The organism is Sphingomonas sp. IC-56, assembly GCF_021043375.1.
GTDB lineage: Bacteria > Pseudomonadota > Alphaproteobacteria > Sphingomonadales > Sphingomonadaceae > Sphingomonas.
Map to the genome: position 1 here is coordinate 57,029 of NZ_JAJNDV010000013.1, position 24,511 is coordinate 81,539.

Sequence of the window (24,511 nt, forward strand, 5' to 3'; positions counted from 1 at the left end):
GTAGCTTAGCTCATACTAGCTACCGAAAGTAGGTAGTATGGCAAAAGAGGTATAGCAATGCCATCTGATCCCATTCTGCTCGTCGGCGGCGCGGGCACCGTTGGACGTCACGCGGCGCGGCAATTGCGGGCGGCGCATCCGGACCTGCCGCTTTTGCTCGGCAGCCGCGATTTGGCCAAGGCGGGCGAGTTCGCCGACGCGCTTGGACAGGCGGAGGCGGTGGCGCTTGACCTGAGGGGCGACGATCTCGGTATCGGCCGCCGCAGCGTTGGCGCCGTCGCCGTTCTGTTTACCGACCGGCGCCTCGCCACGCTCCGCTTCGCCCAGGCGCGCGGAGTTCCGCATCTCAGCATCTCGCCGCTGCTCCACGAGATCGGCCCCGAAGTCGGCAGCTACATGCATCGCCCCAATGCCGCGCCGGTCGTACTTGGCACCGAATGGCTGGTCGGCGCCACGACTGTTCCCGCGCTCGATTTTGCGCGTGAGTTCCGGCGCGTGGACGCCATCCGGATCGGCGCCCTGCTCGACGATCTGGATGTCGGGGGGCCAGCTCAGAGGGCGGACCTGGAACATGTCACCCGGACGACGCCTGCCGCTCTTGCGCGGCGCGATGGCGCCTATGTCTGGCGCACGGGCGAGGATGCGACAGCGAACTTCCGCGCCGTGGACGGCACAGACATGGCGGCGACCGCGCTGTCGCCGAACGATGTTCTTGGTCTCGCGCTCGCGACCGGTGCACCCGATGTCACCTTCGATCTGGCAACCGGCGTCAGCTCCAGCCGCCGCCGTGGCGAGCCGATGTCGACGGAGATCGTCATCGACCTGAGCGGGACGGACCACGCGGGGCAGCCGTTGCGCACACGACACGCGATCGTCCATCCGGCAGGCCAATTCCCCCTCACGGGCCTTGGCGTCGCCATGCTGCTCGAGCGGCTGGTCGGTCTGGACGGCGGAGATGCGCCGCCGGCGGGGTTGTACTTCCCGTATCAGCTGCTGGAGCCCGCCGCCTATCTCGCCCGCCTGCGACAAATCGGCGGACGCGTACTGGCGCTCGATCGAAGGACAAGATCCGGTGGCTCCTCGAAGATCTCGGAGTCGATGTAGTCATCAACTATCGCGAGACGCCCGATCTCGCCGCCGCGCTGGACGCAGCGAGCGATTTCGCGCGCTTCCCCCTGTGCGGCATGATCGCGCAATATAATGACGCGCCCACAGGCCCGCGCAACATCTACCGGGCCGTTGAGAAGCGCATCACCCTCCGCGGCCTGATCGTCACCGATCATGTGGACCTGTGGCCCGAGTTCCAGCGCGATGGCGGAAAGTGGATCTCTGAGGGCAGGCTGACGTGGCGAGACACCGTCGTCGACGGGCTGGAGAATACGCCGCGCGCGTTCATCGATCTCTTCTCCGGTGGCAACACCGGCAAGATGCTCGTCCGGCTGGAGGGGGAGGAGGGCCGCTGACGGCAGGCCCCGCCTGACTTTCCCGGTGCCAGCACATCTTGATCAGGGCGCTTTCACCGACCAGCAAACGCTGGTCGCCGGCCACACAGCGCTGATGGACGCCGTCATCTACAAGCACGCGGACGTTGTCCGGCTGCTCCTGCGCCGAGCCGCGCGGACCACGATCAGGAGCGACTGGCAGGAAACCGCACCCGACATCGCGCGGCGGGATGGCCACGCGGCAATTGCCGATGCGATCGCGGCGCAACCCCTCGTGCTCGCGATCAAGCCGAGGTGAAACGGATGAGAAACCTCCGGACAGCGCGCGCTGCTGGAGTCACAGGGATGTGATCAGGATCAGGGATTTCTGTTTGGCCAAACCCTGAATGCTTCCGAAGCGTTGAACATGCTTCACATAGGAGCATTGTCTAGATCTGAGACCGGGGATCGAGACGTAGCATAGCTCCACGCACTGAGCTGCCCCTCCCGCTTGGCTGACCATGCGCACGCCGATCGTATGGCGGGGACGTTGCCAAGCATCCAAGGCCCGAGGTGCGCATTTATCGCCGCGGCGTCGGTGCCCGGCCGCAGCTTTACGTATTTCTAACCGCTGTACCAGCCTCACTGCCTGATCTCGTCGGGTGCATCAGGCTTTCATCTAGTAGCTCCACCACGCCGAACCGTTGTGCGAGGTACGCGGTAGGTCCTTGTAGACCGCGGTGAGGCGCCTTTTCCCGATTGGCATTGTCGTTCACCACCGATCGACTTTGCGCGGCCCGCGCGTGCGCGCGAGAGAGTGCTGCACGGGTGGATTGAACCAACGCGTTCAAAAGCGGTTCATGCTGCGACTGGCATTGCGCGATGCAATCGCGTCGCTTGTACGGGCTCGAACGGTTAACTAGAGGATCGTCCGAACCCGTCCGCGTTCCCACGAGGAGAGTAGTACATGACGTTCGTTTCGAAGCTCGCGATGGCCGCTGCGCTGACGCTGGGCACTTCCGCATTGGGCGTGTCGCCGGCCCTTGCGCAGAAGAAGAACGAGAAGGCGCCCGAGGTCAAGGTGAGCGACGAGTTCCGTACGCCTGCCGCTGCCGCACAGGCCGCAGTGGAGGCCAAGAACTGGGCCGCTGCCGAGCCGAACATCGTTGCCGCCGAAGCCGTCGCCAAAAGCGACACCGAGAAGTATTTCGCCGCGGTGCTGCGCCTCCAGCTCGAGACGTCGCGCAACAACGTCAACGGTCAGGCCACGGCGCTCCAGATCCTGGCGAACAATCCCACCACCCCGCCGCAGAACGCCAAGGTGTATCAGCAGCGCTTCTATTATCTTCAGGGTGTCGCTGCGGCGAACGGCAAGAAGAATGCCGAGGCGATCCAGTTTCTGACCAAGGCGCGCGAGGCAGGTTCGACCGCCGACGATATCTCGATCCTGCTCGCCAATGCCTATGGCGCGACCGGCAAGAATGCCGAAGCCGTCGCGGAAGTCGAGAAGGCAATGGCGGCGAGCAAGGCCGCCGGCCGCAAGCCGCCGGTGGAATGGTACCGCTTTGCAATCCCCAAAGTCGCCGCGCTTGGCGATCGTACCGCGACCGCGCAGTGGATGACGCGCTACATCCAGGAATATCCCACCGTGCAGAACTGGCGCTGGGTGATCCAGGTGACGCGCCAGGGTGCGCCCACCGCTAACGACAAGGTCGAGAAGCTCGACCTGTATCGTCTGATGCGCTCCACCAATGCGCTGGCCGACCGCGGCGACTATGCCGACTACGCCTATCAGGCGCAGACCAGCGGCCTGCCGTGGGAAGCCGTGGCGGCTATCGAAGAGGGGCGCAAGAACGGCAAGATTCCGGCCGGTGACTCCGATACTGGCCGGATCTACACCGCGTCGCAGGCTGCCGCGAAGGCGGAGGGCTCGCTCGACCGTCAGATCGCGACGGCCAAGACCGGTACGCAGACTGCCAACCTGGCCGACGCGTTCCTGGCGTCGGGCAACAATGCCAAGGCGCTGGAACTGTACGACCAGGCGCTGCAGCGCGGTGGCGCCAAGGCCGATGAGGTGAACCTGCACCGCGGCATCGCGCTGCAGCGGCTGGGCCGCAAGGACGAGGCGCGCACTGCCTTCCAGGCGGTCCCGGCAACCGGGCCCTTCGGGAACCTGGCGCTGCTCTGGGCTACTTCGATCGACTTCCCGCCGCTCGGCGCGTGAGGCTGAAGGTCGAATGCAGAAAAGGGGGCGGCGTCGAAAGGCGCCGCCCCCTTTTCTTACATCTCAGGGACGGGGACGCCGGGCAGCGATTTCGCGGTGCGGATCGTCAGTGACGTCTTCACGTGCTCGACGTTGGGTGCGGTGGTCAGCTGAGTGGTGAGGATCTGCTGAAAGCTCTGGAGGTCGGGCGCAACGATCTTCAGGATGAAGTCGATCTCGCCATTAAGCATATGGCATTCACGCACTTCAGGGATCTCGCCCACGCGCTGCTCGAACGCGCGAAGATCGGCGTCGGCCTGGCTCTTCAGGCTCACCATCGCGAAAACCGTCAGGTTGTATCCCAGCGCCGCTGGGTCTAAGGCGGCATGATATCCGCTGATCGCGCCCTGCTGTTCCAGCGCGCGCACGCGCCGCAGGCAGGGGGGAGCCGTCAGGCCGACCCGCTCGGCCAGTTCGACGTTCGTCATCCGACCATTCTCTTGCAGAAGGGCCAGAATTCGCACATCGATGTCGTCAAACCGCATTATTCTGCAACTCCGGATCAAATATTTGCTTTCGCCACCCCTTAGCTATACGAATATTACAAATCAACGCAATTGTCCCACAATGCTACGTCTCATTTTAGGCTGTTTGTGACGGGAGCGGCGGGCGTTAAGGAATCGTTAGGACATTGTTTCCGACGTCAGCGAGGATCAAGCTAAGCGTGCGTTTCGACGATACTCTGGAAACGGTTCTCGCCTCCGATTTGCGGACGCCCGTTGGCGCGCAATCGGCATGGCGGCAACTTGTCGATCTGGTGGGGCGCCGCCGGATCGCTCCGGACACGCGCGTGATGTCGGCGCTGCGCAGCCTTCAGGCGGGCGTGCCGTCGGGTGTTCGGGCCGCCAGTGCCCGCGCACTGGAATTCGCCAATCCGCCGGCACCGCTGGTCCGTCTCTTTGCCTTGGATGACGCGCAGGTCGCGGCGCCGACGCTGCGTTCCGCGCGCCTCGCCGCAGCCGAGTGGATCCAGCTTCTGCCCGAGCTGACCCCCGCGGGCCGGTCGATCCTGCGCAACCGCCGCGATCTCAGTCCGGTGGTGCAGCGTGCACTTGAAAGTTTCGGACCGATCGATTTCGTCCTTCCGGACAATAGCTTGCCGGTGGAAGCTTCCACGGCTGCTGAACCATCGGCCGAGCCTTCGGTCGAGCCCGCTGTCGCAGAAGCGCCTTCTGATCCGGATGCCGGGACGTTCGAGATCGCGGAGGTGGTTGCGCGTATCGACGCCTTTTGGCGCAATCGGGAGGCGGAACCGCCAGCCCCCATGCCGCTGTACGTGGCCGAGGAGTTCCGGTTCGAAACCGATGCGAAGGGCGTCATCCGCTGGGTGGATGGCGTGAGCCGCGGCGCGGTGATCGGCATTGGCCTTGATTCCGGTGCGGGCAGCGCCGGCCTGCGCGTGGATGGTGTCGCCAGTGGCGCGTTTCGCCATCGCACGGTTTTCTCCCATGCACGGCTGAAGGTGGAGGGTGAGTCTGACGCTTCCGGCGACTGGCTGATTTCGGGCGTGCCGGTGTTCGATTCCGTCAGTGGGCGCTTTACCGGCTATCGCGGCACGGCCCGCCGCCCGCGTGCAGATGAGCGCGCCGAACTGCCCGCGTCCGGATCTTCGAACGCATCAGCGGATTCGCTGCGTCAGCTCGTCCATGAACTGCGCACACCCACCAACGCCATCGCCGGCTTTGCCGAGATGATTGAGTCGCAGATGCTGGGCCCGGTCGCCGCGGTCTATCGCGAGCGCGCGCACACCATCCGGGCCCAGGCGCGCGAGTTGCTTGGGGCGATCGATGATCTCGATTTGGCTGCGCGAATCGACAGCGCGGCGCTGGCGCTGGTTCCGGGGCGCGTCGGATTGCGGCCGTTGCTGGAATCCATCGCGGACGATCTTGGCCCTTTAGCTGAACTGCGGGGGGCGATGATCGCCCTGCCGATTGACGATGCATCGGTGGTGGGCGACCGGCGCGCGGTCGAGCGGCTGTTGTCGCGCCTGCTCGCGACGCTGGTGTCTGCCAGCGCCAAGGGCGAGCGGATCGGCGTTTACGTCGCGCGTGAGCGGGAGGACACCGTGTCGATCGCCATGGATCGTCCGCGCGCGCTTGCCGATTACTCCGGGGAGTCCGTGCTCGGCATCGACGACGAGCAGGACGACGCCACATTGCTCGGCACCGGCTTTGCGCTGCGGCTCGCCCGCAACCTTGCGCGCGAGCTTGGCGGATCGCTTGCGATCGGCAGCGAGCGCTTGACTTTGCGGCTCCCGGCCTCCGTAACCAGCCAAGTGGGCCAGGCGCATTTGAACTGAGCGTGAAGGGGCGGGGGCTCCCCTGTTACCGGGTGCCGGCGCCGGCAGCAGACGCGTTGCTGCAATGGCCGGAGGCGTTCGGCAAGCGCTTCGGGGTGTTTGTCGACACGGAGGAAGAGTTCGATTGGGGCAAACCCCTCAGCCGCGATGCGCGGGGGACCAGCCATGTTCGAGCAGTTCCCGGTACGCACGCCTGGTTTGCTGCACGCGGCGTGCCGCTGACTTATCTGATCGACCACCCTATTGCCACTTGTCCTTACGCAGCCGAAATCCTTCGAAGGCTTCTGGAGGACGGCCGTTCGGCGGTGGGTACGCAGCTTCATCCATGGGTGAACCCGCCCTTTGATGAGCCGGTCGGCAGCGTGAACAGTTTCGCCGGCAACCTTCCTCCGGCTCTGGAGGAGGCCAAGCTTACGACGCTTACCCATGCCATCACGTCAGCGGTGGGCGTCCGGCCGCGTATCTACCGCGCGGGACGTTATGGCATCGGCCCGAACACCGCAGGGGTGTTGTCCCGGCTCGGATATCGAATCGATAGCTCGATGCGCGCCGGTTATGATTACAGCGCGGAGGGTGGTCCTGACTTTAGTAGGATCGGCAACCAACCCTTTCGTTTCGCTAATGGGCTCGTCGAGCTGCCGCTCTCCACGATCTTTACCGGGCATGCCAGGCGGGCAGGTGGGCGGTTGCACGCCGCGCTTGGCAAGCTGCCGCGGGGGCGTGGCATCGCTTCGCGCCTGGGGCTGCTCTCGCGCGTCGCTTTGACGCCTGAAGACATGCCGCTGGTCGATGTTCTGGAGGCGATCCGGTTCGCGGCGGGGGAGGGGGTGCGCTTGCTCAACTTCAGCTTCCACTCGCCTTCGCTGGAGCCCGGGCATACGCCCTATGTGCGAACCGCAGCGGATCTGGCGAAGTTTTACGCGTGGTGGGAGGGAGTGTTGAGCGAACTAGATCGGCTCGGCTTCAGCGCGGCGCCGCTCGCTGAAATCATTGATGCACTCGACACGGCTTGCGATCCGCCCAGCACCTCCGCTATCGCCGGTGCCGCTGGGGGCCTGTAGCTCAATGGTTAGAGCTGGCCGCTCATAACGGCTAGGTTGCGGGTTCGAGTCCTGCCGGGCCCACCAGCAGCCTGTTTCGTGACTTGTGCACCGACGCAGGAGCGCCTAAGCGCGCATGGCGTCGGGGAGTGGCGCAGTCCGGTAGCGCGCCTGCTTTGGGAGCAGGATGTCGCAGGTTCGAATCCTGTCTCCCCGACCACCACCTCAAAAGCATCTATCAAGACCGCCGATTGGTCCCCTGGCGGGACGCTGCTCGCCAGCGTCGGTGGGCCCTCACGAGCACTTCGCGTGTGGCGCAACGAAAAAGGGCGCCCCATGAGGGACGCCCTTTCGCGATCATCATCCCGATCCGAAGACCGGAAGGAGATTACTGCGCGTTGGCTTCGAGCGCGTCAGCCGCGTTCTCTTCGACGTCGGCAGCGTTCTCGAGGACGTTCTCGACAGTCGCATTCGCGGTGTTGTCGGCGGCCTCTTCGTAGATCGCAGCGTTCGCCTCGTGGTTTTCGATGGCCGCTTCGGTCGCGGTGTTCTCGGTGCCGCCGTTGCAGGCAGCGAGCGACATCAGGCCGGCGGTGGCGGCGACGATCAGGATCTTCTTCATAGGGTGCGTCCCTTCAGCTAAGACGTTTCGCCTCCGGCTCAAACGCCGCTGCGAAGCACGTCAAATAGCGTGTGGTTCCTCTCCGTCAATCGCAAAGGAGACACACTCAGCCTCAACTCGCCGCATTTTCGCCGTGATTGCGGCGAAAACAAGGCTATCGATGATCGGTGGCAACAGGTCCGATGTCCTCGGGCGCGTTGGCTACGATCGCGAGCATGGCAGTCCATGCCGCCACGTTTTGCCGCAATTCGCCCGCATCCACCTTGTCGAGCGTATCGTCGGGCGTGTGGTGATAGTCGAAATAGCGCAGGCCGGATTGTTCCAGGTCAACTCCAGGCACGCCGAGCGCCAGCACAGGGCCTACATCAGTGCCGCCATGTGCCTTTTCGCTGCTCCGGGAAATGCCCAGCGGCGCAAGGGCTGTGGCGAGACGGGTGGCGATCGACTCTGCTCCAGAAGGAAGGTTGGTGGTGAACTTCCACACCCGGTCAGCGCCGAAGTCGGATTCGGTGGCCAGCACGTGGCGCTCGCGGCCGTGCGCCTTGGCGTATGCCTCGCCGCCAAAACCGCCGACTTCCTCCGCACCGAACCAGACGACGCGGATGGTCCGCCGGGGTTGGCCGGCATCCATGATACGCTTCGCCGCGGCGGTAGTGATGCCAAGGCCCGAGGCGTCGTCAATGGCACCGGTGCCGAGGTCCCAGCTGTCGAGATGGCCGCCGATCAGAACCACGCCTGCTGAGGGTTCGCTGCCGGGGACTTCGGCGATCACATTGCCGGACTCTGCCTCACCCTTGAACTGCGGGGTCACCAGCAGGCGCAGCTTCACCGGGCCGCGCTTCAGCAGCCGCTCGAGCTGCTCGGCATCGGGAACCGAGAGCGCCGCAGCGGCGATCGGCTTGGTGCCCGTGGGCCAGCTGGTCACGCCGGTATGCGGATTGCGGTGATGGTCGGTCCCGACCGAGCGGATCAACACTGCCACTGCGCCCTTGCTAGCCGCAAGCGCTGGGCCTTGGCGCCGAACCGCGCCGAAATAGCCATATTGCGAACCGTCCTGCGTAGCGGTCATGGAATGGCTGATAAAGGCGATCTTGCCCTTCAGGCTTCCCGCTGGGGCGGCCTGGAGATCGGCTAAGGTCGGGAAATAGGCAATTTCGGCTTCCACGCCGCGCGAACCGGTGGAGCCGGAATTGCCGAGCGCGGCAATCGTCAGCTTCTGCGCGGAGGCGCCGATCACGTCGGCGGTTTCTTCGCCGCGAACCCATACCGGCATGCGGTAGGTTTCGATGCGGACATTCTTGAAGCCCAGCGCCGTCAGCCGCTTGACCGACCAGTCGCGCGCCCGCGCCTCTGCCTCGGTGGCGGCGAGGCGCTGGCCCACTTCGGTCGTCAGCCCTTCGGTCAGGTCCCAGGCAAGGGTGTCGTTCTTTAGTGCATCGTCTCGCAACGCGGCGACCTGCTCCGCGGTCTGCGCAAGCGCGGGGAGGGGAAGGGCGAGGGCGGCTGCGGCCGCAAGCAGGATGCGCTTGGTCATGGCGGGATTGCTAACCAGCTCCGAAACAATTGCAATGCTCGGCGACGCCCCGGCGCCTCGCGTTGCCAAAAGCGGCCGGCATCGCTACATGCCTGTGCGAATTTCCCGCATCCAGAATATCGCAACGGAGACCGTCGAGTGGCCGCGCAATACGCCTTCGTCATGAAGGACATGACCAAGACTTTCCCTGGCGCCCCCAAGCCGGTGCTGAGCAACATCAACCTGCAATTCTATCAAGGCGCCAAGATCGGCATCGTTGGTCCGAACGGCGCGGGCAAGTCGACGCTGATGAAGATCATGGCAGGCGTCGACACCGATTTCACCGGTGAGGCATGGCCGGGCGAGAACATCACCGTCGGCTATCTTGAGCAGGAGCCCCAGCTCGATCCGAGCAAGACGGTGCTGGAAAACGTGAAGGACGGCGCTCGAGAGACCGCCGACCTGGTGGAGCGTTTCAATGCGATCTCGGCCGAAATGGGCGATCCCAAGGAGGACACCGACTTCGACGCGCTGATGGAGGAAATGGGCGAGCTTCAGGGCAAGATCGACGCGGTCGATGGCTGGACGCTCGACAATCAGCTGGAAGTGGCGATGGAAGCACTGCGCTGCCCGCCGAGCGACTGGCCCGTCGAGAACTTGTCCGGTGGTGAGAAGCGCCGCGTGGCGCTGACCCGGCTGCTGATCCAGAAGCCGTCGATCCTGCTGCTCGACGAGCCCACCAACCACTTGGACGCCGAGAGCGTCAAGTGGCTGGAAAACCATCTGAAGGAATATGCCGGCGCGGTGCTGATGATCACCCACGACCGCTACTTCCTCGACAATGTGGTTGGCTGGATCCTGGAAATCGATCGCGGCAAGTACTTCCCGTACGAGGGCAATTACTCGACCTATCTCGAGAAGAAGTCCAAGCGTCTCGAACAGGAGGAGCGCGAGGAATCCGGCCGTAAAGCCGCGATCCGCAATGAGCTGGAATGGATCCGGCAGGGCGCCAAGGCGCGCCAGACCAAGTCCAAGGCGCGTATCGCCAAGTTCGAGCAACTGGTGGAGGCGCAGAAGAACCGGACGCCGGGCAAGGCCCAGATCGTCATTCAGGTGCCGGAGCGCCTGGGCGGCAAGGTGATCGAAGTCGAGAATGTCAGCAAAGCCTATGGCGACAAGCTGTTGTTCGAGAACCTGTCCTTCACGCTGCCCGCCGGCGGCATCGTCGGCGTGATCGGTCCGAACGGCGCGGGCAAGTCGACGCTGTTCAAGCTGATCACCGGCCAGGAGACTCCGGACACCGGCACGATCGAAATGGGTTCGACGGTGCGACTGGGCTATGTGGATCAGAGCCGCGATCATCTGGACGACAAGAAGAACGTCTGGGAGGAAATCTCCGACGGGCTCGACTACATGAAGATCAACGGGCACGACCAGTCGACCCGTGCTTATGTCGGTGCGTTCAATTTCAAGGGCCAGGACCAGCAGAAGAACGTCGGCAAGCTGTCGGGTGGTGAGCGCAACCGCGTCAACATCGCCAAGATGCTGAAGCGCGGCGGCAACGTGCTGCTGCTCGACGAGCCGACCAACGATCTCGACGTGGAAACGCTAGGCGCGCTGGAGGAGGCGATCGAGAATTTTGCGGGCTGCGCCGTGGTCATCAGCCACGACCGCTTCTTCCTCGACCGTCTGGCGACTCACATCCTGGCGTTCGAAGGCAACAGCCATGTCGAATGGTTCGAGGGGAATTTCGACGCCTATGAAGAGGACAAGCGCCGCCGCCTGGGCGACGCTGCTGATCGTCCCACGGCTCTGGCGTACAAGAAGCTGACCCGGTGAGCTTTGACTGTTCGGGTGCGCTAACACACCCTTGACCTTGTCAGCATGTGCCGATTAGCTTCGGTGCATGCTGACCTTTCTTCTGCTCGCCGCCGTTCAGGCTGTTCCGCTTCCGGCCGTCGATGGCAACCGGCTGCGAGCCGGAACGCGGTGCTTCGCGCTGTCGCGTGAGGGGCAGGTGCTTGGTGCCGTGCGACAGACTGTCGCGGCTGCCACGGTGAATGGCACGCCAGTTTGGGACATCGTGATTCATCAGCGGCTGAACGACGGCAAGTTCGACATGCGCGATCATTTCGTGCTGCGTCGGGCCGACCTTTCTCCCGTTTCGATGGAAAATCAGCGATTCGGCGAAGAGCATGTTCGCGTCAGCTATGCTCCCGGCAAGATCACGACGATCCGTAAAGGCGCAGCCCCCGTTGAGACGGCGGTCAGCGGACCGATCTGGGACGGCAATCTCTGGGGCCTGACCTTTGCGGCGCTGCCGCTTGCCGGTGGCGGTCATTACGAGTTGCCCTTTTACCAGTACGACAAGGGCCTCGGCCGCTTTGTGGCCGACGTGGTCGGCAATGAGACCGTGCAGACGCCGGAAGGGCCGGTGGAAGCCTGGGTCGTGGAGTTGGACCTCGGCCGGCGTGGCAAGGTGCGGTACCAGATCGGCAAAGCCGACCACGCCGAACTCGGCAATGTCGCCGGGCCGTTCGCTCAGACGCTGGGCGGTGATTGCAGCGCCATCGGAGGCTCCGGCGAGCACTAGAGTGTGTGCTAGAGGCTCAGCTATCTGCGTTCCGTGCTCTATCGGGGCGGACTTCAGTTCCATGTTCGAGGGTGTGGCCCTTGCGAACTCGCGTGCTTGCGTCGGGCTCGGTCACTTCGGCCAACTCATCTTCGGTGGCGATGTCGCGTGCCAGGTTTCCGCCTGAAGTGCTGCCCTGGCTCACGCCGGTTTCGAGGTTCTCGATCATCGCACTGTCGTCGGTGTCACGCGCGGTTTCGGTACGGGGATTTTCCACTTTCCGTCTCCTTTCAAGCGGTTCAATCGCTAGAGGAGTGCGGCTGTTCCGCCTCAAGCGGTGAAGCGTTTGGTAAACCCCTTGTGCCCCCGCTCATCGTCGGCCGGGAAGCTCTCAACATGCTCCACGCGCGCCATCGGCGGTCCTCCGCGGCATGCCTCTACCAGCGTCTGGAGTGGTTCTTCCTCTCCGGAGGCGACGACTTCGACGCGACCGTCTTTCAAGTTGCGGACATAGCCGGTCAGGCCGTTCCGCTGCGCCGTGCGCACTACCCAGTCGCGATAACCGACGCCCTGGACGCGGCCCGACACGAAAATTCGTTGTGTCGCCATATTCCCCACGCTTAACCCGAGGCCCCACCCGGCCCCATGACCATCTCTAGCACCCGGCGAATAAACGCCAGCATCCAGAGGCGCGGTTTACCGCATCTGCGGCACGCATCAGGGGTAGGAGACCTCGATCACTTCATATTCGCGCTCGCCGCCCGGCAGCATCACCCGGCGCAGGTCGCCGACCGCAGCGCCGCGAAGCGCCCGCGCGATCGGCGCATTCCAGCCGACCAGCCCCTGGCTGGCATCCGCCTCGTCGTCGCCGACCAGCGTTACGGTGCGGTGATTGTCGTCCTCGTCCGCGATCCGCACCGTTGCCCCGAAGAAGATGCGTGCGCGATCCTCCTGCTGGGTAGGATCAACGACTTTCGCCGCCTTCATCCGCTTGGAAAGCCAGCCCAGCCGGCGGTCGATCTCGCGCAGCCGCTTTCGGCCGTACAGATAGTCGCCATTTTCCGAGCGGTCGCCATTGCCGGCAGCCCAGGAGACGACGTCGACGATCTTGGGCCTCTCGGTCCCGAACAGCGCGTCATATTCGGCCTTCAGCGCGGCATAGCCGGCCGGCGTGATGTAATTGGGTCGATCCATCGTGCCTGCGCCGGATCAGCCCGGCCGGTTCTTGCCAAGATACCAGCTGAGGTTCGCTGGTCCCAGGCTGCGTGCCCGCTGCGGGTTCAACAGGTCGTACACGACGGCATTCTCCAGCACCCGCTGCACATAGTTCTTGGTTTCGAAATAAGGGATGTTCTCCACCCACCGCACCATGTCGCCGCCCGGCGAGCGCGGATCGCCATTGGCCCGGATCCACTTGTTCACATTGCCCGGACCGGCATTGTAGGCGGCGACGGCAAGCGGATAGCTGCCATAGAGTGCGAACATGCGCTGGAAGTAGCTTGATCCCAGCTGGATATTGTAATTGGTGTCCGCGTTCAGCGCGTCGCGCCGATAGCCCAGACCCAGACGGTTCGCGACTTCGGCAGCCGTGCCGGGCATCAGCTGCATCAACCCCCGCGCGCCGGCATGGCTGACGGCGTTGCGGTCGAACTGGCTCTCCTGCCGCGCAATGGCGTGGATGATCGTCCAGTAATCATTCTGGCTCTCCGGCACCGGAACGGACGGGTATCCAGCCACGGTGTAATCGGACAAGCCGTTCTCCAGTGCGCTGCGCCCGACCATCACGCCCAGATCGGGCCGGCCGATCGTGCGCGATAGTTCGGCGGCCAAAACATGGTCGGTGTCGGTGGTCGCATCGCGCGCGATCTGTCGAATGAACAGCCCCTGATCCTCGCGGCGGCCAAGCTGCCCAAGCAGCTGCGCGGCCCGCACTGTCTCGCGTCGGAAAAACGCGTCGCGGGTCGGCGCATCGACGATACGGTTGCTGATGCTGGCGGGCGCGCGCAATGGGCGGCTCATCCGTTCCAGTGCAAGCTGCCCGTAGTACAGGTCGGGGAAGCCGCCGGCTCGGGCATAGAAACCCTGCGCCGCCGCGGTGTCGCCCGCCGCCTCTGCCGCGCGGCCTGCCCAATAGAGACCCTTCGACTGCGTCTGCGGCGTCTTCGACCCGCGCGAGTAGCGTTCGAACATGCCGGCCGCGTCGCCGGGACGTTGCAGGTTGTACAAAGCCACCGTGCCGGCGAGCCAGGTGAGGCTGGTATAGTCGTCGCGTTCGCCGAGCGGCATGTCGGCGACCAATGCGCCGGGCGGCACGGCATCGTCGACGCGGCTGGCAATCCGATATGCGAGGCTGAACTGCCCATCCGCGGCTGCGCCGCGCGCGGCGGTCAGGAGAACTTCATACCATTCCTCAAGATCGCCGGGAGCCGCCGCAAGAGCCGGGCGGTTCGCCAGCGACTCCCGTGAGGCCGGGCTCTGCCCCGTGTCGCGCAGCCAGGTGGCGCGGTCCGCCAGGAAGCCGGCATCGTTGCGGGCGACGTCCATCGCCGCCGCGCCGCGCGCATCGGCGTCCTGAGCGCGCGTGCGATAAGCCAGCCTCGCGTCGAAGAGGGCGCGCCGCCCGGGGGATACAAACGCGATCTGCCGCCGTGCCGCGTCGGTGGCGCCGCGCCACAACAGCATGTCCATGCGGGTGTCATGATCCGCAGGCGTAAGTGCGTTGAGAAAAGAGCCGGTCAGGCGGGCTTCATCATTGGGGCGCAACACGCCCATGCGCCAGGCCCTGCGTGCGTGGTCGTCCGCCTCGGCACGGCGACCCGACACGGCCAGGGCTTCGGCATAGCGCAGGTGACCCGCGGCAGTGCGCGGGGCGAAGCGTTCAAAGAAGCGCACCACCAGCCCGGGCATCGAGGCGCCATTATCCAGCACCGTCTCCGCCGCCGTCTGGCGGCTGGTCTCGCCGGGCCAGCCGGGATGCGCGAGCAGGAAGTTCGCGTAATCGGAAAACGGCCAGTTATCCGACTGTTGCAGCCGTTTCCATGCATCGATCGTGAGGTTTAGCGGGTCGTTGTACCCCGCGCCGGGCACTGGCTGCACGGTTTGGCCGGCGCCAGGACTGATCGCCTGACGCACCCATTGGATATGCGCCTGGGTAAGGTCGGAAGTTGCCGCCAGCCCGGATACGCCGGCCAGCAGAAATACGCTTTTGATCACACGCGCCACCATACTGGACATGATACGAGATCGCCGCCTATCTGCCAGACCCGAATTGCGGGTTTGAGGAAGTATTTTCCATGTTTGCAGGCTCCATCCCGGCGCTGGTCACGCCATTCCGCAACGGCGTCTTCGCTGAAGACGAATACCGCGCCTTTGTTGAATGGCAGATTGCCGAAGGGTCGACGGGGCTGGTTCCGTGCGGCACGACCGGTGAAGCCGCGACCATGCCCACTGAGGAGCATTTCCGCGTCGTTCGCGCCTGTGTCGAGCAGGCTGCGGGCAGGGTGCCGGTGCTTGCCGGCGCGGGCTCCAACGACACTCGCGTCGCGATCGCCAATGTTCATGCGGCCAAGCAGGCCGGTGCCGACGCCGTGTTGATGGTGCCGCCTTATTACAACCGGCCGAGCCAGGAAGGCATCTTCCGCCACTTCGAGGCGATTGCCCGCGATGCAGCGCTGCCGGTGGTTCTCTATAATGTGCCCGGCCGCACCGTGACTGACATCCAGCCGACGACCATGGCACGGATCGTCCAGGCGTTTCCCGACATCTATCTCGGTGTGAAGGATGCCACTGGCCAGCTTGGCCGCGTGTCCGAGCAGCGGGCCGGGTGCGGCGCCGTTTTCATCCAGTTGTCCGGCAATGACGAAACGGCGCTGGCGTTCAATGCGATGGGCGGGGTTGGGTGCATCTCGGTCACCGCCAACGTTGCGCCGCGCTTGTGCGCGGACTTCCAGGCTGCCTGGGGTGCCGGCGATACCGCGCGCGCCCTGGAACTGCACGACCGGCTATATCCGCTGCACATCGCGATGTTCACCGACGCTTCGCCAGGGCCGGTGAAGTACGCGCTGGGGAAGGTTCGCCCGAGCTTCCCGACCGAGCTGCGATTGCCGATGACGGAGGCGGGGGAAGCGAGCCGGCGCGCAGTCGACGCGGCAATGGTGCATGCCGGCCTGATCTGACCGACAATCGCTGGCTTTTAGCGCATCGCGCTCCTACATCCCGCCCTCCTATGGCCCGTCCGCGTCCCGCTACCTTCGAGAAAGTGAAAACCGTCGCCGAGAACCGGCGCGCGCGTTTCGAGTATTTCATCGAGACCGTGTACGAGGCGGGGCTTGCGCTCACCGGTACCGAGGTCAAGTCGCTGCGTTTTGGCGAAGGCTCGATCGCGGAGGCCTATGCCGAGGTGAAGGACGACGGCGTGTGGCTGGTCAACGCCAACATTCCCGAATTCAGCCACGGCAACCGCTTCAATCACGAGCCCAAGCGGCCGCGTAAATTGCTCCTTCATGAGCGCGAGATAAACAAGCTTCATGGCGCGGTGGCGCGCGAAGGCATGACGCTGGTGCCCTTGTCCGTTTATTTTAACGGCAGGGGACGCGCCAAGGTCGAGCTCGCGCTCGCAAAGGGCAAGAAGACGCATGACAAGCGGGACTCGATCAAGGAGCGCGACTGGAAGCGGGAGCAGGGCCGGTTGCTCCGCGACCGTGGCTGAGCGAGGCTTGATCACGCGATTTCGGGCTTGGGTGAACCGCAACCTGCCCACGCGCGAAAGCTTTGAGTCCAATCGCTGGCTGAAGCCGCTTGGCCATCGCATCTTGCATCCCGCGCTGTGGCGGATGACGCGCCGATCGATCCCTCGGGGCGTGGCGCTGGGCATGTTCACCGGCATCCTGATCCCGATGGGGCAGATCCCGGCTTCGGCCGTGCTGGCGCTTCCCCTGCGCGCAAATGTGCCGGCGGCGGCGCTCACCACGTTTTTCACGAATCCGATCACCACACCGTTCCTCTTCCTGCTCTATTACCAGGTCGGGGCGTGGAGCCTGGGGCTGGGCGGTCCCACCGCTGCCGTCGCCCAGACTGCGGCGCAGGACGGAGGGTGGCTGCACTGGCTTGCCGCCGACGTCGGACTGCCAACTGCGCTGGGTATGGTTATCTGCGCGGTGCTGGGGGCGGTGCTGGGCTATCTGGTCAGCGCGCTCGGCTGGCGGTGGTGGATCGTGCACAAGTGGAACAAGCGCGAGCGTGCGCATGAGGCACACGCGGCATCCGACGAAGCGAGCCGTCAGCACGTCGATTGACGCGCCATGGCAAGTAGTTAAGACGGCGGCTCCACCTTCTGGGGACCGTCTGAATGCGCATTTCGCTGCTCGCCACTTCCTTCCTTGCCGCGCCGGTGCTGCTCGCGGGCTGTACGCAGGGCGACACCCCGCCGCCGGCTTCGGTCGCTGAACAGACTGCGACGGTTTCCCAGGTTGCCGTCGGCCCTGTAGCGCCGGCAGATACGCCGCGGCCGCAGCTGGGCACCTATGGCTTCGATACGGCGGGCATGGACCGCTCCATCGCGCCGGGTGACGATTTCTACGGGCATGCCAATGGCGCTTGGGCGCGTTCGACCACGATCCCTGCGGACAAGTCGAACTATGGCGCGTTTAACGTGCTTGCCGACCTCTCGCAGGCGCGTACCCGCGAGATCCTGGAAGCTGCCAAGGCGGATCCCAGCTCGCAGATCGGCACCACTTATGCAACCTATCTAGACACCGCCGCGATCGACGCGAAGGGGCTGACGCCGATTCAGCCGTGGCTGAACCAGATCAAGGCCGTGAATACCAAGCAGGGGCTGACGGCGCTCTACGCACAGGCCGATCGCAACGGCGTGCGCGGGCTGTTCGGTTCCTATGTGGGACAGGACGACAAGAACCCCGAGGTCTACGCGCTGAGCGTGAGCCAGGGTGGCCTGGGCATGCCAGACCGCGATTATTACCTGTCCAAGGACGCCAAGCTGGTCGAAACCAAGGCGGCGTATGAAAAGCACCTGGCGAACGTACTGACGCTGGCTGGTGAGCTCAACGCCGCCGCGCGCGCCAAGGCGATCGTGGCGTTTGAGACTCGGATCGCCCAGGCGCACTGGACCCGCATCGACAGCCGCGACGCGAACAAGACCTACAACAAGATGACCGTCGCGCAGCTTGCCCGGACGGCGCCGGGCTTCGACTTCCGCGGCTATTTCAACGGTATCGGCGCGCCGGTGGACAGCGTGATCGTCGCGCAACCCACGGCGGTTAGCGGCATTGCCCGGCTGGTCCGCACCACGCCGATCGCGGTGCTGAAGGACCAGCTGCTGGTGCGCAGCCTCGACAATTTCGCCGATGTGCTGCCCAGCGCGTTCGATAAGGAACAGTTCGCTTTCTACGGCACCGTGCTGTCGGGCACGCCGGAGCAGGAAGCCCGCTGGAAGCGGGCGGTGGACTTCACCACCGGCGCGGTCTCGGACGAGGTCAGCAAGGCCTATGTCGCCAAATACTTCCCGCCGGAGACCAAGGCTGCGGCCGACGCGCTGGTGAAGAACGTTCTGGCCGCCATGGACCGCCGCATCGACCAGCTGGACTGGATGGCGCCAGAGACCAAGGTGAAGGCGCATGCTAAGCTGGCGGCGTTCACGCCCAAGATCGGTTATCCCGACCGCTGGCGCGACTATTCCAACCTTCAGATCGTCGCCGGCGATGCGTTCGGCAACAATGTGCGCGCCAACAACTGGTCGCATGACGAGAATGTCGGCCATCTCGGCAAGCCGCTCCAGCGCTGGGAATGGGGCATGACCCCAATGGAAGTGAACGCCTATGCCAATTTCGGCATGGTCGAGATCGTCTTCCCCGCCGCCATCCTGCAGCCGCCCTTCTTTGATCCGAATGCCGACCCCGCGGTCAACTATGGCGGTATCGGCGCGGTGATCGGGCATGAGCTCAGCCACCATTTCGATGACCAGGGCGCCAAGTACAATGCCGAGGGCCGCCTGACCGACTGGTGGACGCCGGGCGACGTTGCGGCGTTCAAGAAGCGCACCGACGCACTGATCGCGCAATATGATCAGTATGAGCCGCTGCCGGGTCTGAACGTGAAGGGTGCGCTGACGCTGGGCGAGAACGTAGCCGATCTGGCGGGGCTGACCGTTGCCTATGACGCGTACAAGACGTCGCTCAACGGCCAGGGCGCGCCGGTGCTGGAGGGGACCACCGGCGACCAGCGATTCTATCTGGGCTGGGCGCAGGTGTGGCGGCGCAATTACCGTGAGGCGAACCTGCGCCAGCGGCTGCTGACCGATCCGCACTCGCCCTCCGAGCAGCGGGCATGGGTCGTGCGCAACCTGGACCCGTGGTACGCGGCCTTTGCGCCGGCTCCGACCGCGCGCCTGTTCCTCACCCCCGAACAGCGCGTCCGCATCTGGTAAGCGCTTCCACGCATTCCCCCTCCGCTCGTGGAGGGGGAATGGCTTGACCGCGGCTTCTTGACCGAACAACGCTGAGGGCCATGGCTACGCTGCCCCAGACTTCCAGCACAAGGACGCTCCTGCTGCCGCTCGCCGCGGCGCTCGTGGCGGGCTTTGCGGCGGCGGCGCTGGTGCTGTTCACGCTGAATGACCTGGCGATCGCGGTCGGCTTCGCCGGGGCTGGCTTGCTCTTCGTCGGGCTGCTCCTGTCCGCCCGTCACCTGTTCCGCAGCGAGGCGGTGGCCGAGCCGCGTGCCGACTGGACGGTTGCGCACGCACTCGCCGCGGCCAGCTCGGACGCGCTTGCAGTGACGGACCGCTCGGGCAAGCTGGTATGCGCCAATGATCGCTACGAAGCGCTGTTCGGGGGATGGCCGACCCCGCCCAACCTGCCGATCAGCGACACTGCCGCCGATGCGCTTGGCCAGGCCGCCCGCGCCGCGTGGCGCGATGGCGAGGGAAGGGCGGAGAACATCCAGGTCTTCGGCGCGCCCATCGCTGCTCATGTAGCCCGTTCGGGCGATGAGTCGCTGGTGTGGCGGTTCGTGGGTATTCAGGCGCTTGACCTCGCCAATCAGCTGCAGGATCTGATCGACGGAGCGACGGGTGACCGGCTGGGAGCTGCCGGCATCATGACGGTGCTGGTTACGCCTAATGGCCGGATCCGGGCTGCCAATCCGGTATTCCGCGCACGCGCCATGGGCGCGGTAGAGGCTGCGATAGAGGGCCGCGACTTCGCGCGCTTCCTCATTACGGACTCGGTCGGGCTTGTTCGGTTCGAACGCGAGGGGATGACCGGCACGCCGTTGCGCGTCCTCCAGATCCCATTCCTGGAGGGGGAGGATTCGCCCATGCTGGTGGCGCTTCTCGACGAGGAGGACATCAACCTTCCCACGCCTGCCATCGGGCCCAGCGCCGCCGCGCATGTGCGTTCGCTGATCGCACTGCTGCCATCGGGCATTGCCCTGATCGATCGCGACGGGCGCTTCGTGCACATGAACGACCCGTTCGTGCGCGCCGCGCGGATTAACGCCGCGGCCCCGCCACTCTACCCGATTGACTTGGTGGTGCGCGAGGACAAGGCCGCGCTTGCCGACGCCGTCCGTCGTTTCGCCGGGGGGGCGGCTCAATCGGCGGAGATGACGGTCCGCTTCAACGATGCACCCGAAGAACCCGTGGCGCTTACCATCGCCGGCGCGCGCGGGCTCGGCGATGCTGCGGTACTCATCAGCCTCAAGGATTCGGGCGAGGAGGGCAAGCTCAAGCGTCAGGTGGCCCAAGCCACCAAGATGCAGGCGGTCGGCCAGCTCGCCGGCGGCGTTGCCCATGACTTCAACAACATCCTGACTGCGATCATCGGGCATTGCGACCTGATGCTGATGCGCCATTCGCCCGGCGACAGCGATTATGACGACATCCAGCAGATCCGCGCTAATTCCAATCGCGCCGCCAGCCTGACACGCCAGCTGCTCGCCTTTTCGCGCCAGCAGACGCTGCGGCCGCAAATCCTGCAGATCCCCGACGTGATCTCGGAAGTGTCCAACCTCCTCAAGCGGTTGCTGGGTGAAACCGTGCGCCTGGAGGTCAAGCATGGCCGCAATCTCGGGCCCGTCCGTGCCGATCCCGGCCAGCTCGAACAGGTGGTCGTCAATCTGGCCGTCAATGCCCGCGACGCCATGCTGTCGGCCAATCCCAATGGCGGCGGGACACTGACGATCGAGACGCTGGCGGTATCCGCCTCGGAAGTCCGCCGAATGGACGACGACGTGCTGCCGCTGGGCGACTATACCGCGCTGCGCATCGCCGATACGGGCACTGGCATTCCGGCCGAGATCCTGCCCAAGATTTTTGAACCCTTTTTCACTACCAAGGAAGTGGGGAAGGGCACCGGTTTGGGTCTGTCCACCGTGTACGGCATCATCAAGCAGTCCGGCGGCTTCATCTTCGCGGACAATCTTCCGAGTGGCGGCGCCGAGTTCACGGTCTATCTACCCGTTCACGCCGCGCCCGAGGCGCAGGTTGCCAAGGCGCCGGTGTCGAAGGAAAAGCCCGCGGACCTTTGGGGCAGCGGCACCGTGCTGGTGGTAGAGGACGAGGACATGGTCCGCGCCATTGCCGAGCGTGCGCTCAGCCGCCAGGGCTATACGGTCGTGACGGCGGAAAATGGCGAGGTCGCGCTGGAGATGCTGGAAGGCATGGACCGGCCCGACCTGCTTATCAGCGATGTCGTCATGCCGCTGATGGACGGGCCCAGCATGGCGCGGCAGGTGCGGCGTAAACATCCGGACCTGCCTATCCTTTTCATGTCGGGTTATGCCGAAGAGCAACTACGCCGGTCGATCGATCTCGACAATGTGGCGTTCCTGCCCAAGCCCTTTTCCGTGCAGCAGCTTGCGGAGGCGGCCAGGGACATTCTTAACAGCAAATAAAGCTTGGCCACCCCACATATCTCTGTAAGGCTGCCCTTTATGTCCTCTACGCGCCGCATCCTGATCGTCGAAGATGAACCGTTGATCTCGATGATGCTCGAGGATTTTATTGACGCGCTCGACCGCGAAGTCGCTGGCGCCGCCGACAACGTCGCGGGCGCGATCGCCTTGATCGAACAGGGCGGGATCGATGCGGCGATCCTCGACGTCAATCTGCGCGCCGGCGAACAGAGCTGGCCGGTGGCCGAGCGGCTGGCGAAGGAAGGTATCCCCTTCATCCTGGCGACCGGCGGGGCAGGCGACATGATCGCCGAACCGTTCCGCAGCCGCCCGATCCTGTCCAAGCCATTCACCATGGATGGTGTCGAGAGGGCGCTGGACGGGCTCGCCTGACGTCTGCCGCGTCGAGGTAGGTTGGCCTCAGTCCGCCATCCGGACCGCGTCGCCTAGCCGGATAAGTCCCGGCCTCGCTGGACCGGCATAGATGCCGTAGGCGTTGCCGAAATGCTGCGCGACGGTCCGCAGGATTTTGGGCTCCTTGGCGCCGGTAGCGGGATCGATCGTGACCAGAACGCAGCGCGGGATCGGACCGGCGCAGTGCACCACCGCACCGTCCTCCTCGCTCCCGAACGTCAGCCGCAAGCCTTGCCAGTCGTCCACTTGCAGCGCGCTGTCGATCACGATGTTGGTGCGGAACCGGCGCGGATCGATGGCGCTGCCATGCGCGGCCTCGACACGCTTGTGGGCGGCGGTGGTCTGGATCGAGACCGGCATGGAATCGTACACGCCGCGCGCGACCTGAATGAGGTGTGCCGGCTCGCCTGCCGCGGTTTCGAGATGCGCGCGTAGCAGCGGGTCGTGCAGGGACTGCACGGTGCCGTCGGGGGCCTCGACCAGCACCGGACTGCGTTTGGGGGACTCCGGTTCGGCGAAGCGGGCCTTGTGCTGCAACATCGCTGGGACCTCGCGGGCGGTGAGCCATGGAAAACGGGACGCATTGTTGGTGCGCACCCAGGCATATTGCCGGTCACCCTCGATGCCCTGCCAGTCGAGTTCGGCACATGTCAGGGATTCGCCGCCCATGGACTTGACGGGGTAGCGGTGAAGTTCGGCGACATGGCCCAGGATGCGCGACATTGCCGGGCGCTATCGTGCCTGCCGGGCCAGGCAATGCGGCCAGCATCTGGTAGACGCGGAAAACAGGTTGGCTGGGGATTAACTATCGGAATTCGAGTGTAAGTTCCCCTCTTGTTCTGTAAGAACAAATGCGGTACACACTCGATCACAGATTGAACGAACTGCGCAAACGCTCTAGCGACGGGGACATCCGATGGCAGCATCCCTCAAGGTAATCGACGGCAACATGGCGGCATCCACAGACAAGCAAAAGGCGCTCGACGCCGCCCTCGCGCAGATCGACCGCGCGTTCGGCAAGGGCTCGGCCATGAAGCTGGGCTCGAAGGAGGCGATGCAGGTCGAGGCGATCTCGACGGGGTCGCTGGGGCTCGACATTGCTCTCGGCGTCGGCGGCCTGCCGCGCGGCCGCGTGATCGAAGTCTATGGTCCGGAAAGCTCGGGCAAGACCACGCTCGCGCTCCATGTCATTGCCGAGGCGCAGAAGAATGGCGGCACCGCTGCGTTCGTCGACGCCGAGCACGCGCTTGATCCCGTCTATGCCAAGAAGCTGGGCGTCAACATCGACGAGCTGATCGTGTCGCAGCCGGACACCGGCGAGCAGGCGCTGGAGATCGTCGACACGCTGGTACGCTCCAACGCGATCGACGTGCTGGTGGTGGACTCGGTCGCCGCGCTGGTGCCCCGTGCCGAGATCGAAGGCGAAATGGGCGACAGCCATGTCGGCCTCCAGGCGCGCCTGATGTCGCAGTCGCTGCGCAAGCTGACCGGCTCGATCAGCCGCTCGCGCTGCATGGTGATCTTCATCAACCAGCTGCGCATGAAGATCGGCGTGATGTACGGCAATCCGGAAACCACGACCGGCGGCAACGCGCTGAAATTCTACGCCTCGGTCCGCCTCGACATCCGCCGCACCGGGCAGATCAAGGATCGCGACGACATCATCGGCAACTCCACGCGTGTGAAGGTGGTGAAGAACAAGGTCGCCCCGCCGTTCAAGCAGGTCGAGTTCGACATCATGTATGGCGAAGGCATCTCCAAGATCGGCGAGATCTTGGACATCGGCGTCAAGGCCGGGCTGGTGGAAAAGGCTGGTGCCTGGTTCAGCTATGACAGCGTCCGCATCGGCCAGGGCCGGGAGAACGCCAAGAACTTCCTGCGGGACAATGTTGAGCTGTGCAGCCGCCTGGAAGCCGCGATCCGCGGGCGTACCGAGCAGGTGGCCGAAGGGCTGATGACCGGTCCGGAGCCTGACGACGACCTTTGATTTTGAGCCGGCCGTTCCTCGCCTGGGCGAGGGGTGGTGTTGGATGTGGGTTTGGGCCCGGCGTAGTTTTCTGCGCCGGGTCTTTTTGTTTGGGCGTGGGAGGGGCGCGTCTGGGGCGGTGACCTTCCCGTTACGGGCCGTGGTGTTGCGGTTTGCAGGTGGGCGGGGTCCAACTGCTATGGTCTTTGAGGTGTGCCCTGTCGCCTCAAGGGTGCGGGGGACTGCACTTGGCCTCGCCGGAGGACGGGGCGGGCCCCATCTGCGGACGGGCAGCCTGTCGCCTCATAGTGCGTCGAGACTGGGCCCCGGCCTTTGCCGGGGAACCAGGTACTCCTTCTTCGTCACCCCGGCCTTGAGCCGGGGTCCCGCTGCCTTGTGACCGAGAAGAAGAAGCGGGATCCCGGCTCAAGGCCGGGATGACGTGGGGGGAGTTTGACGGCTTGTTTGGGTTCTTGCCTGGACCGTGGGCGC

At 64.8% G+C, this 24,511-nt stretch carries 23 protein-coding genes and 2 tRNA genes; 17 read left to right on the top strand and 8 right to left on the bottom strand.

Translation table 11 applies throughout. The features are described 5' to 3' along the window. Positions 1-57 precede the first annotated feature (57 nt). The 4 genes from LQ953_RS15250 (at position 58) to LQ953_RS15265 (ending at position 3,645) form a co-directional block, all read left to right on the top strand. Positions 58-1,104, top strand: coding sequence for an NAD(P)-dependent oxidoreductase (locus tag LQ953_RS15250; protein ID WP_231031847.1), 1,047 nt, complete (start codon positions 58-60; stop codon positions 1,102-1,104). 80 nt (positions 1,105-1,184) lie between these two features. Then, positions 1,185-1,463, top strand: coding sequence for a hypothetical protein (locus LQ953_RS15255; protein ID WP_231031848.1), 279 nt, complete (start codon positions 1,185-1,187; stop codon positions 1,461-1,463). A gap of 25 nt (positions 1,464-1,488) precedes the next feature. Then, positions 1,489-1,740: an ankyrin repeat domain-containing protein gene (locus LQ953_RS15260; RefSeq protein ID WP_231031849.1), complete on the top strand. Its 252-nt coding sequence runs from the start codon at positions 1,489-1,491 to the stop codon at positions 1,738-1,740. A gap of 648 nt (positions 1,741-2,388) precedes the next feature. Then, entirely contained in the window at positions 2,389-3,645 is a 1,257-nt protein-coding gene (locus tag LQ953_RS15265; protein ID WP_231031850.1) for a tetratricopeptide repeat protein, read from the top strand. A gap of 56 nt (positions 3,646-3,701) precedes the next feature. Here the strand turns inward: LQ953_RS15265 and LQ953_RS15270 are convergent, their stop codons facing one another. Beyond that, on the bottom strand, positions 3,702-4,169 hold the full coding sequence (locus LQ953_RS15270) for an Lrp/AsnC family transcriptional regulator (protein WP_231031851.1): 468 nt from the start codon (positions 4,167-4,169) through the stop codon (positions 3,702-3,704). 308 nt (positions 4,170-4,477) lie between these two features. On the opposite strand from LQ953_RS15270, the gene LQ953_RS15275 reads away from it, so the two are divergent. The 4 genes from LQ953_RS15275 to LQ953_RS15290 all read left to right on the top strand — a co-directional run bounded on the left by LQ953_RS15275 (position 4,478) and on the right by LQ953_RS15290 (position 7,243). Continuing rightward, complete coding sequence (locus tag LQ953_RS15275; RefSeq protein WP_231031852.1) at positions 4,478-5,983, top strand: sensor histidine kinase; 1,506 nt, start codon at positions 4,478-4,480, stop codon at positions 5,981-5,983. A gap of 56 nt (positions 5,984-6,039) precedes the next feature. Then, positions 6,040-7,044 (top strand): polysaccharide deacetylase family protein, encoded by a 1,005-nt coding sequence (locus LQ953_RS15280; RefSeq protein ID WP_330999447.1) that lies wholly within the window; start codon positions 6,040-6,042, stop codon positions 7,042-7,044. Next, positions 7,035-7,110: transfer RNA gene (locus LQ953_RS15285), tRNA-Ile, on the top strand. Before LQ953_RS15280 ends, LQ953_RS15285 begins: the two co-directional genes overlap by 10 nt. A 56-nt stretch (positions 7,111-7,166) precedes the next feature. Then, positions 7,167-7,243 (top strand) — tRNA-Pro (locus LQ953_RS15290). Positions 7,244-7,411: 168 nt separating this feature from the next. On the opposite strand, the gene LQ953_RS15295 is transcribed toward LQ953_RS15290, so the two are convergent. Both LQ953_RS15295 and LQ953_RS15300 read right to left on the bottom strand, forming a co-directional pair. Further along, the gene (locus tag LQ953_RS15295; RefSeq protein ID WP_231031853.1) at positions 7,412-7,645 is read right to left on the bottom strand and encodes a hypothetical protein; all 234 of its coding nucleotides are present in this window, start codon (positions 7,643-7,645) and stop codon (positions 7,412-7,414) included. Between the two features lie 154 nt (positions 7,646-7,799). After that, a complete protein-coding gene (locus LQ953_RS15300) occupies positions 7,800-9,179 on the bottom strand; it encodes a M28 family peptidase (RefSeq protein ID WP_231031854.1) in 1,380 nt (459 codons plus the stop codon). A 138-nt stretch (positions 9,180-9,317) separates the two neighbouring features. Between LQ953_RS15300 and ettA the strand changes: the two genes are divergently transcribed. Next, the gene (ettA, locus tag LQ953_RS15305) at positions 9,318-10,997 is read left to right on the top strand and encodes an energy-dependent translational throttle protein EttA (protein ID WP_231031855.1); all 1,680 of its coding nucleotides are present in this window, start codon (positions 9,318-9,320) and stop codon (positions 10,995-10,997) included. A 67-nt stretch (positions 10,998-11,064) separates the two neighbouring features. After that, entirely contained in the window at positions 11,065-11,751 is a 687-nt protein-coding gene (locus LQ953_RS15310) for a DUF3108 domain-containing protein (protein ID WP_231031856.1), read from the top strand. 16 nt (positions 11,752-11,767) lie between these two features. Here the strand turns inward: LQ953_RS15310 and LQ953_RS15315 are convergent, their stop codons facing one another. The 4 genes from LQ953_RS15315 to LQ953_RS15330 all read right to left on the bottom strand — a co-directional run bounded on the left by LQ953_RS15315 (position 11,768) and on the right by LQ953_RS15330 (position 14,955). After that, positions 11,768-12,007: a hypothetical protein gene (locus LQ953_RS15315; RefSeq protein WP_231031857.1), complete on the bottom strand. Its 240-nt coding sequence runs from the start codon at positions 12,005-12,007 to the stop codon at positions 11,768-11,770. A gap of 53 nt (positions 12,008-12,060) precedes the next feature. Continuing rightward, the gene (locus LQ953_RS15320) at positions 12,061-12,339 is read right to left on the bottom strand and encodes an acylphosphatase (protein WP_231031858.1); all 279 of its coding nucleotides are present in this window, start codon (positions 12,337-12,339) and stop codon (positions 12,061-12,063) included. A gap of 108 nt (positions 12,340-12,447) precedes the next feature. Next, a complete protein-coding gene (gene greB / locus LQ953_RS15325) occupies positions 12,448-12,924 on the bottom strand; it encodes a transcription elongation factor GreB (protein WP_231031859.1) in 477 nt (158 codons plus the stop codon). 15 nt (positions 12,925-12,939) lie between these two features. Beyond that, the gene (locus LQ953_RS15330; protein WP_231031869.1) at positions 12,940-14,955 is read right to left on the bottom strand and encodes a lytic transglycosylase domain-containing protein; all 2,016 of its coding nucleotides are present in this window, start codon (positions 14,953-14,955) and stop codon (positions 12,940-12,942) included. 68 nt (positions 14,956-15,023) lie between these two features. Here LQ953_RS15330 and dapA point away from each other — a divergent pair, with 68 nt between their 5' ends. From dapA to LQ953_RS15360, 6 genes are all read left to right on the top strand, one after another. Next, the gene (gene dapA / locus LQ953_RS15335; RefSeq protein ID WP_231031860.1) at positions 15,024-15,905 is read left to right on the top strand and encodes a 4-hydroxy-tetrahydrodipicolinate synthase; all 882 of its coding nucleotides are present in this window, start codon (positions 15,024-15,026) and stop codon (positions 15,903-15,905) included. Positions 15,906-15,955: 50 nt separating this feature from the next. Continuing rightward, positions 15,956-16,438 (top strand): SsrA-binding protein SmpB, encoded by a 483-nt coding sequence (smpB, locus tag LQ953_RS15340; protein WP_231031861.1) that lies wholly within the window; start codon positions 15,956-15,958, stop codon positions 16,436-16,438. A 31-nt stretch (positions 16,439-16,469) separates the two neighbouring features. Beyond that, positions 16,470-17,024, top strand: a complete 555-nt coding sequence (locus LQ953_RS15345) for a DUF2062 domain-containing protein (protein WP_231031862.1) — start codon at positions 16,470-16,472, stop codon at positions 17,022-17,024. Between the two features lie 53 nt (positions 17,025-17,077). Continuing rightward, entirely contained in the window at positions 17,078-19,171 is a 2,094-nt protein-coding gene (locus LQ953_RS15350; RefSeq protein ID WP_231031863.1) for a M13 family metallopeptidase, read from the top strand. 80 nt (positions 19,172-19,251) lie between these two features. Further along, positions 19,252-21,639 (top strand): hybrid sensor histidine kinase/response regulator, encoded by a 2,388-nt coding sequence (locus LQ953_RS15355; RefSeq protein WP_231031864.1) that lies wholly within the window; start codon positions 19,252-19,254, stop codon positions 21,637-21,639. 39 nt (positions 21,640-21,678) lie between these two features. Then, a complete protein-coding gene (locus LQ953_RS15360) occupies positions 21,679-22,032 on the top strand; it encodes a response regulator (RefSeq protein WP_231031865.1) in 354 nt (117 codons plus the stop codon). A gap of 27 nt (positions 22,033-22,059) precedes the next feature. Here LQ953_RS15360 and LQ953_RS15365 read toward each other — a convergent pair whose 3' ends face one another. Continuing rightward, the gene (locus LQ953_RS15365; protein ID WP_231031866.1) at positions 22,060-22,776 is read right to left on the bottom strand and encodes an MOSC domain-containing protein; all 717 of its coding nucleotides are present in this window, start codon (positions 22,774-22,776) and stop codon (positions 22,060-22,062) included. 193 nt (positions 22,777-22,969) lie between these two features. On the opposite strand from LQ953_RS15365, the gene recA reads away from it, so the two are divergent. Continuing rightward, positions 22,970-24,040: a recombinase RecA gene (gene recA / locus LQ953_RS15370; protein ID WP_330999448.1), complete on the top strand. Its 1,071-nt coding sequence runs from the start codon at positions 22,970-22,972 to the stop codon at positions 24,038-24,040. The last annotated feature ends 471 nt before the right edge of the window (positions 24,041-24,511 follow it).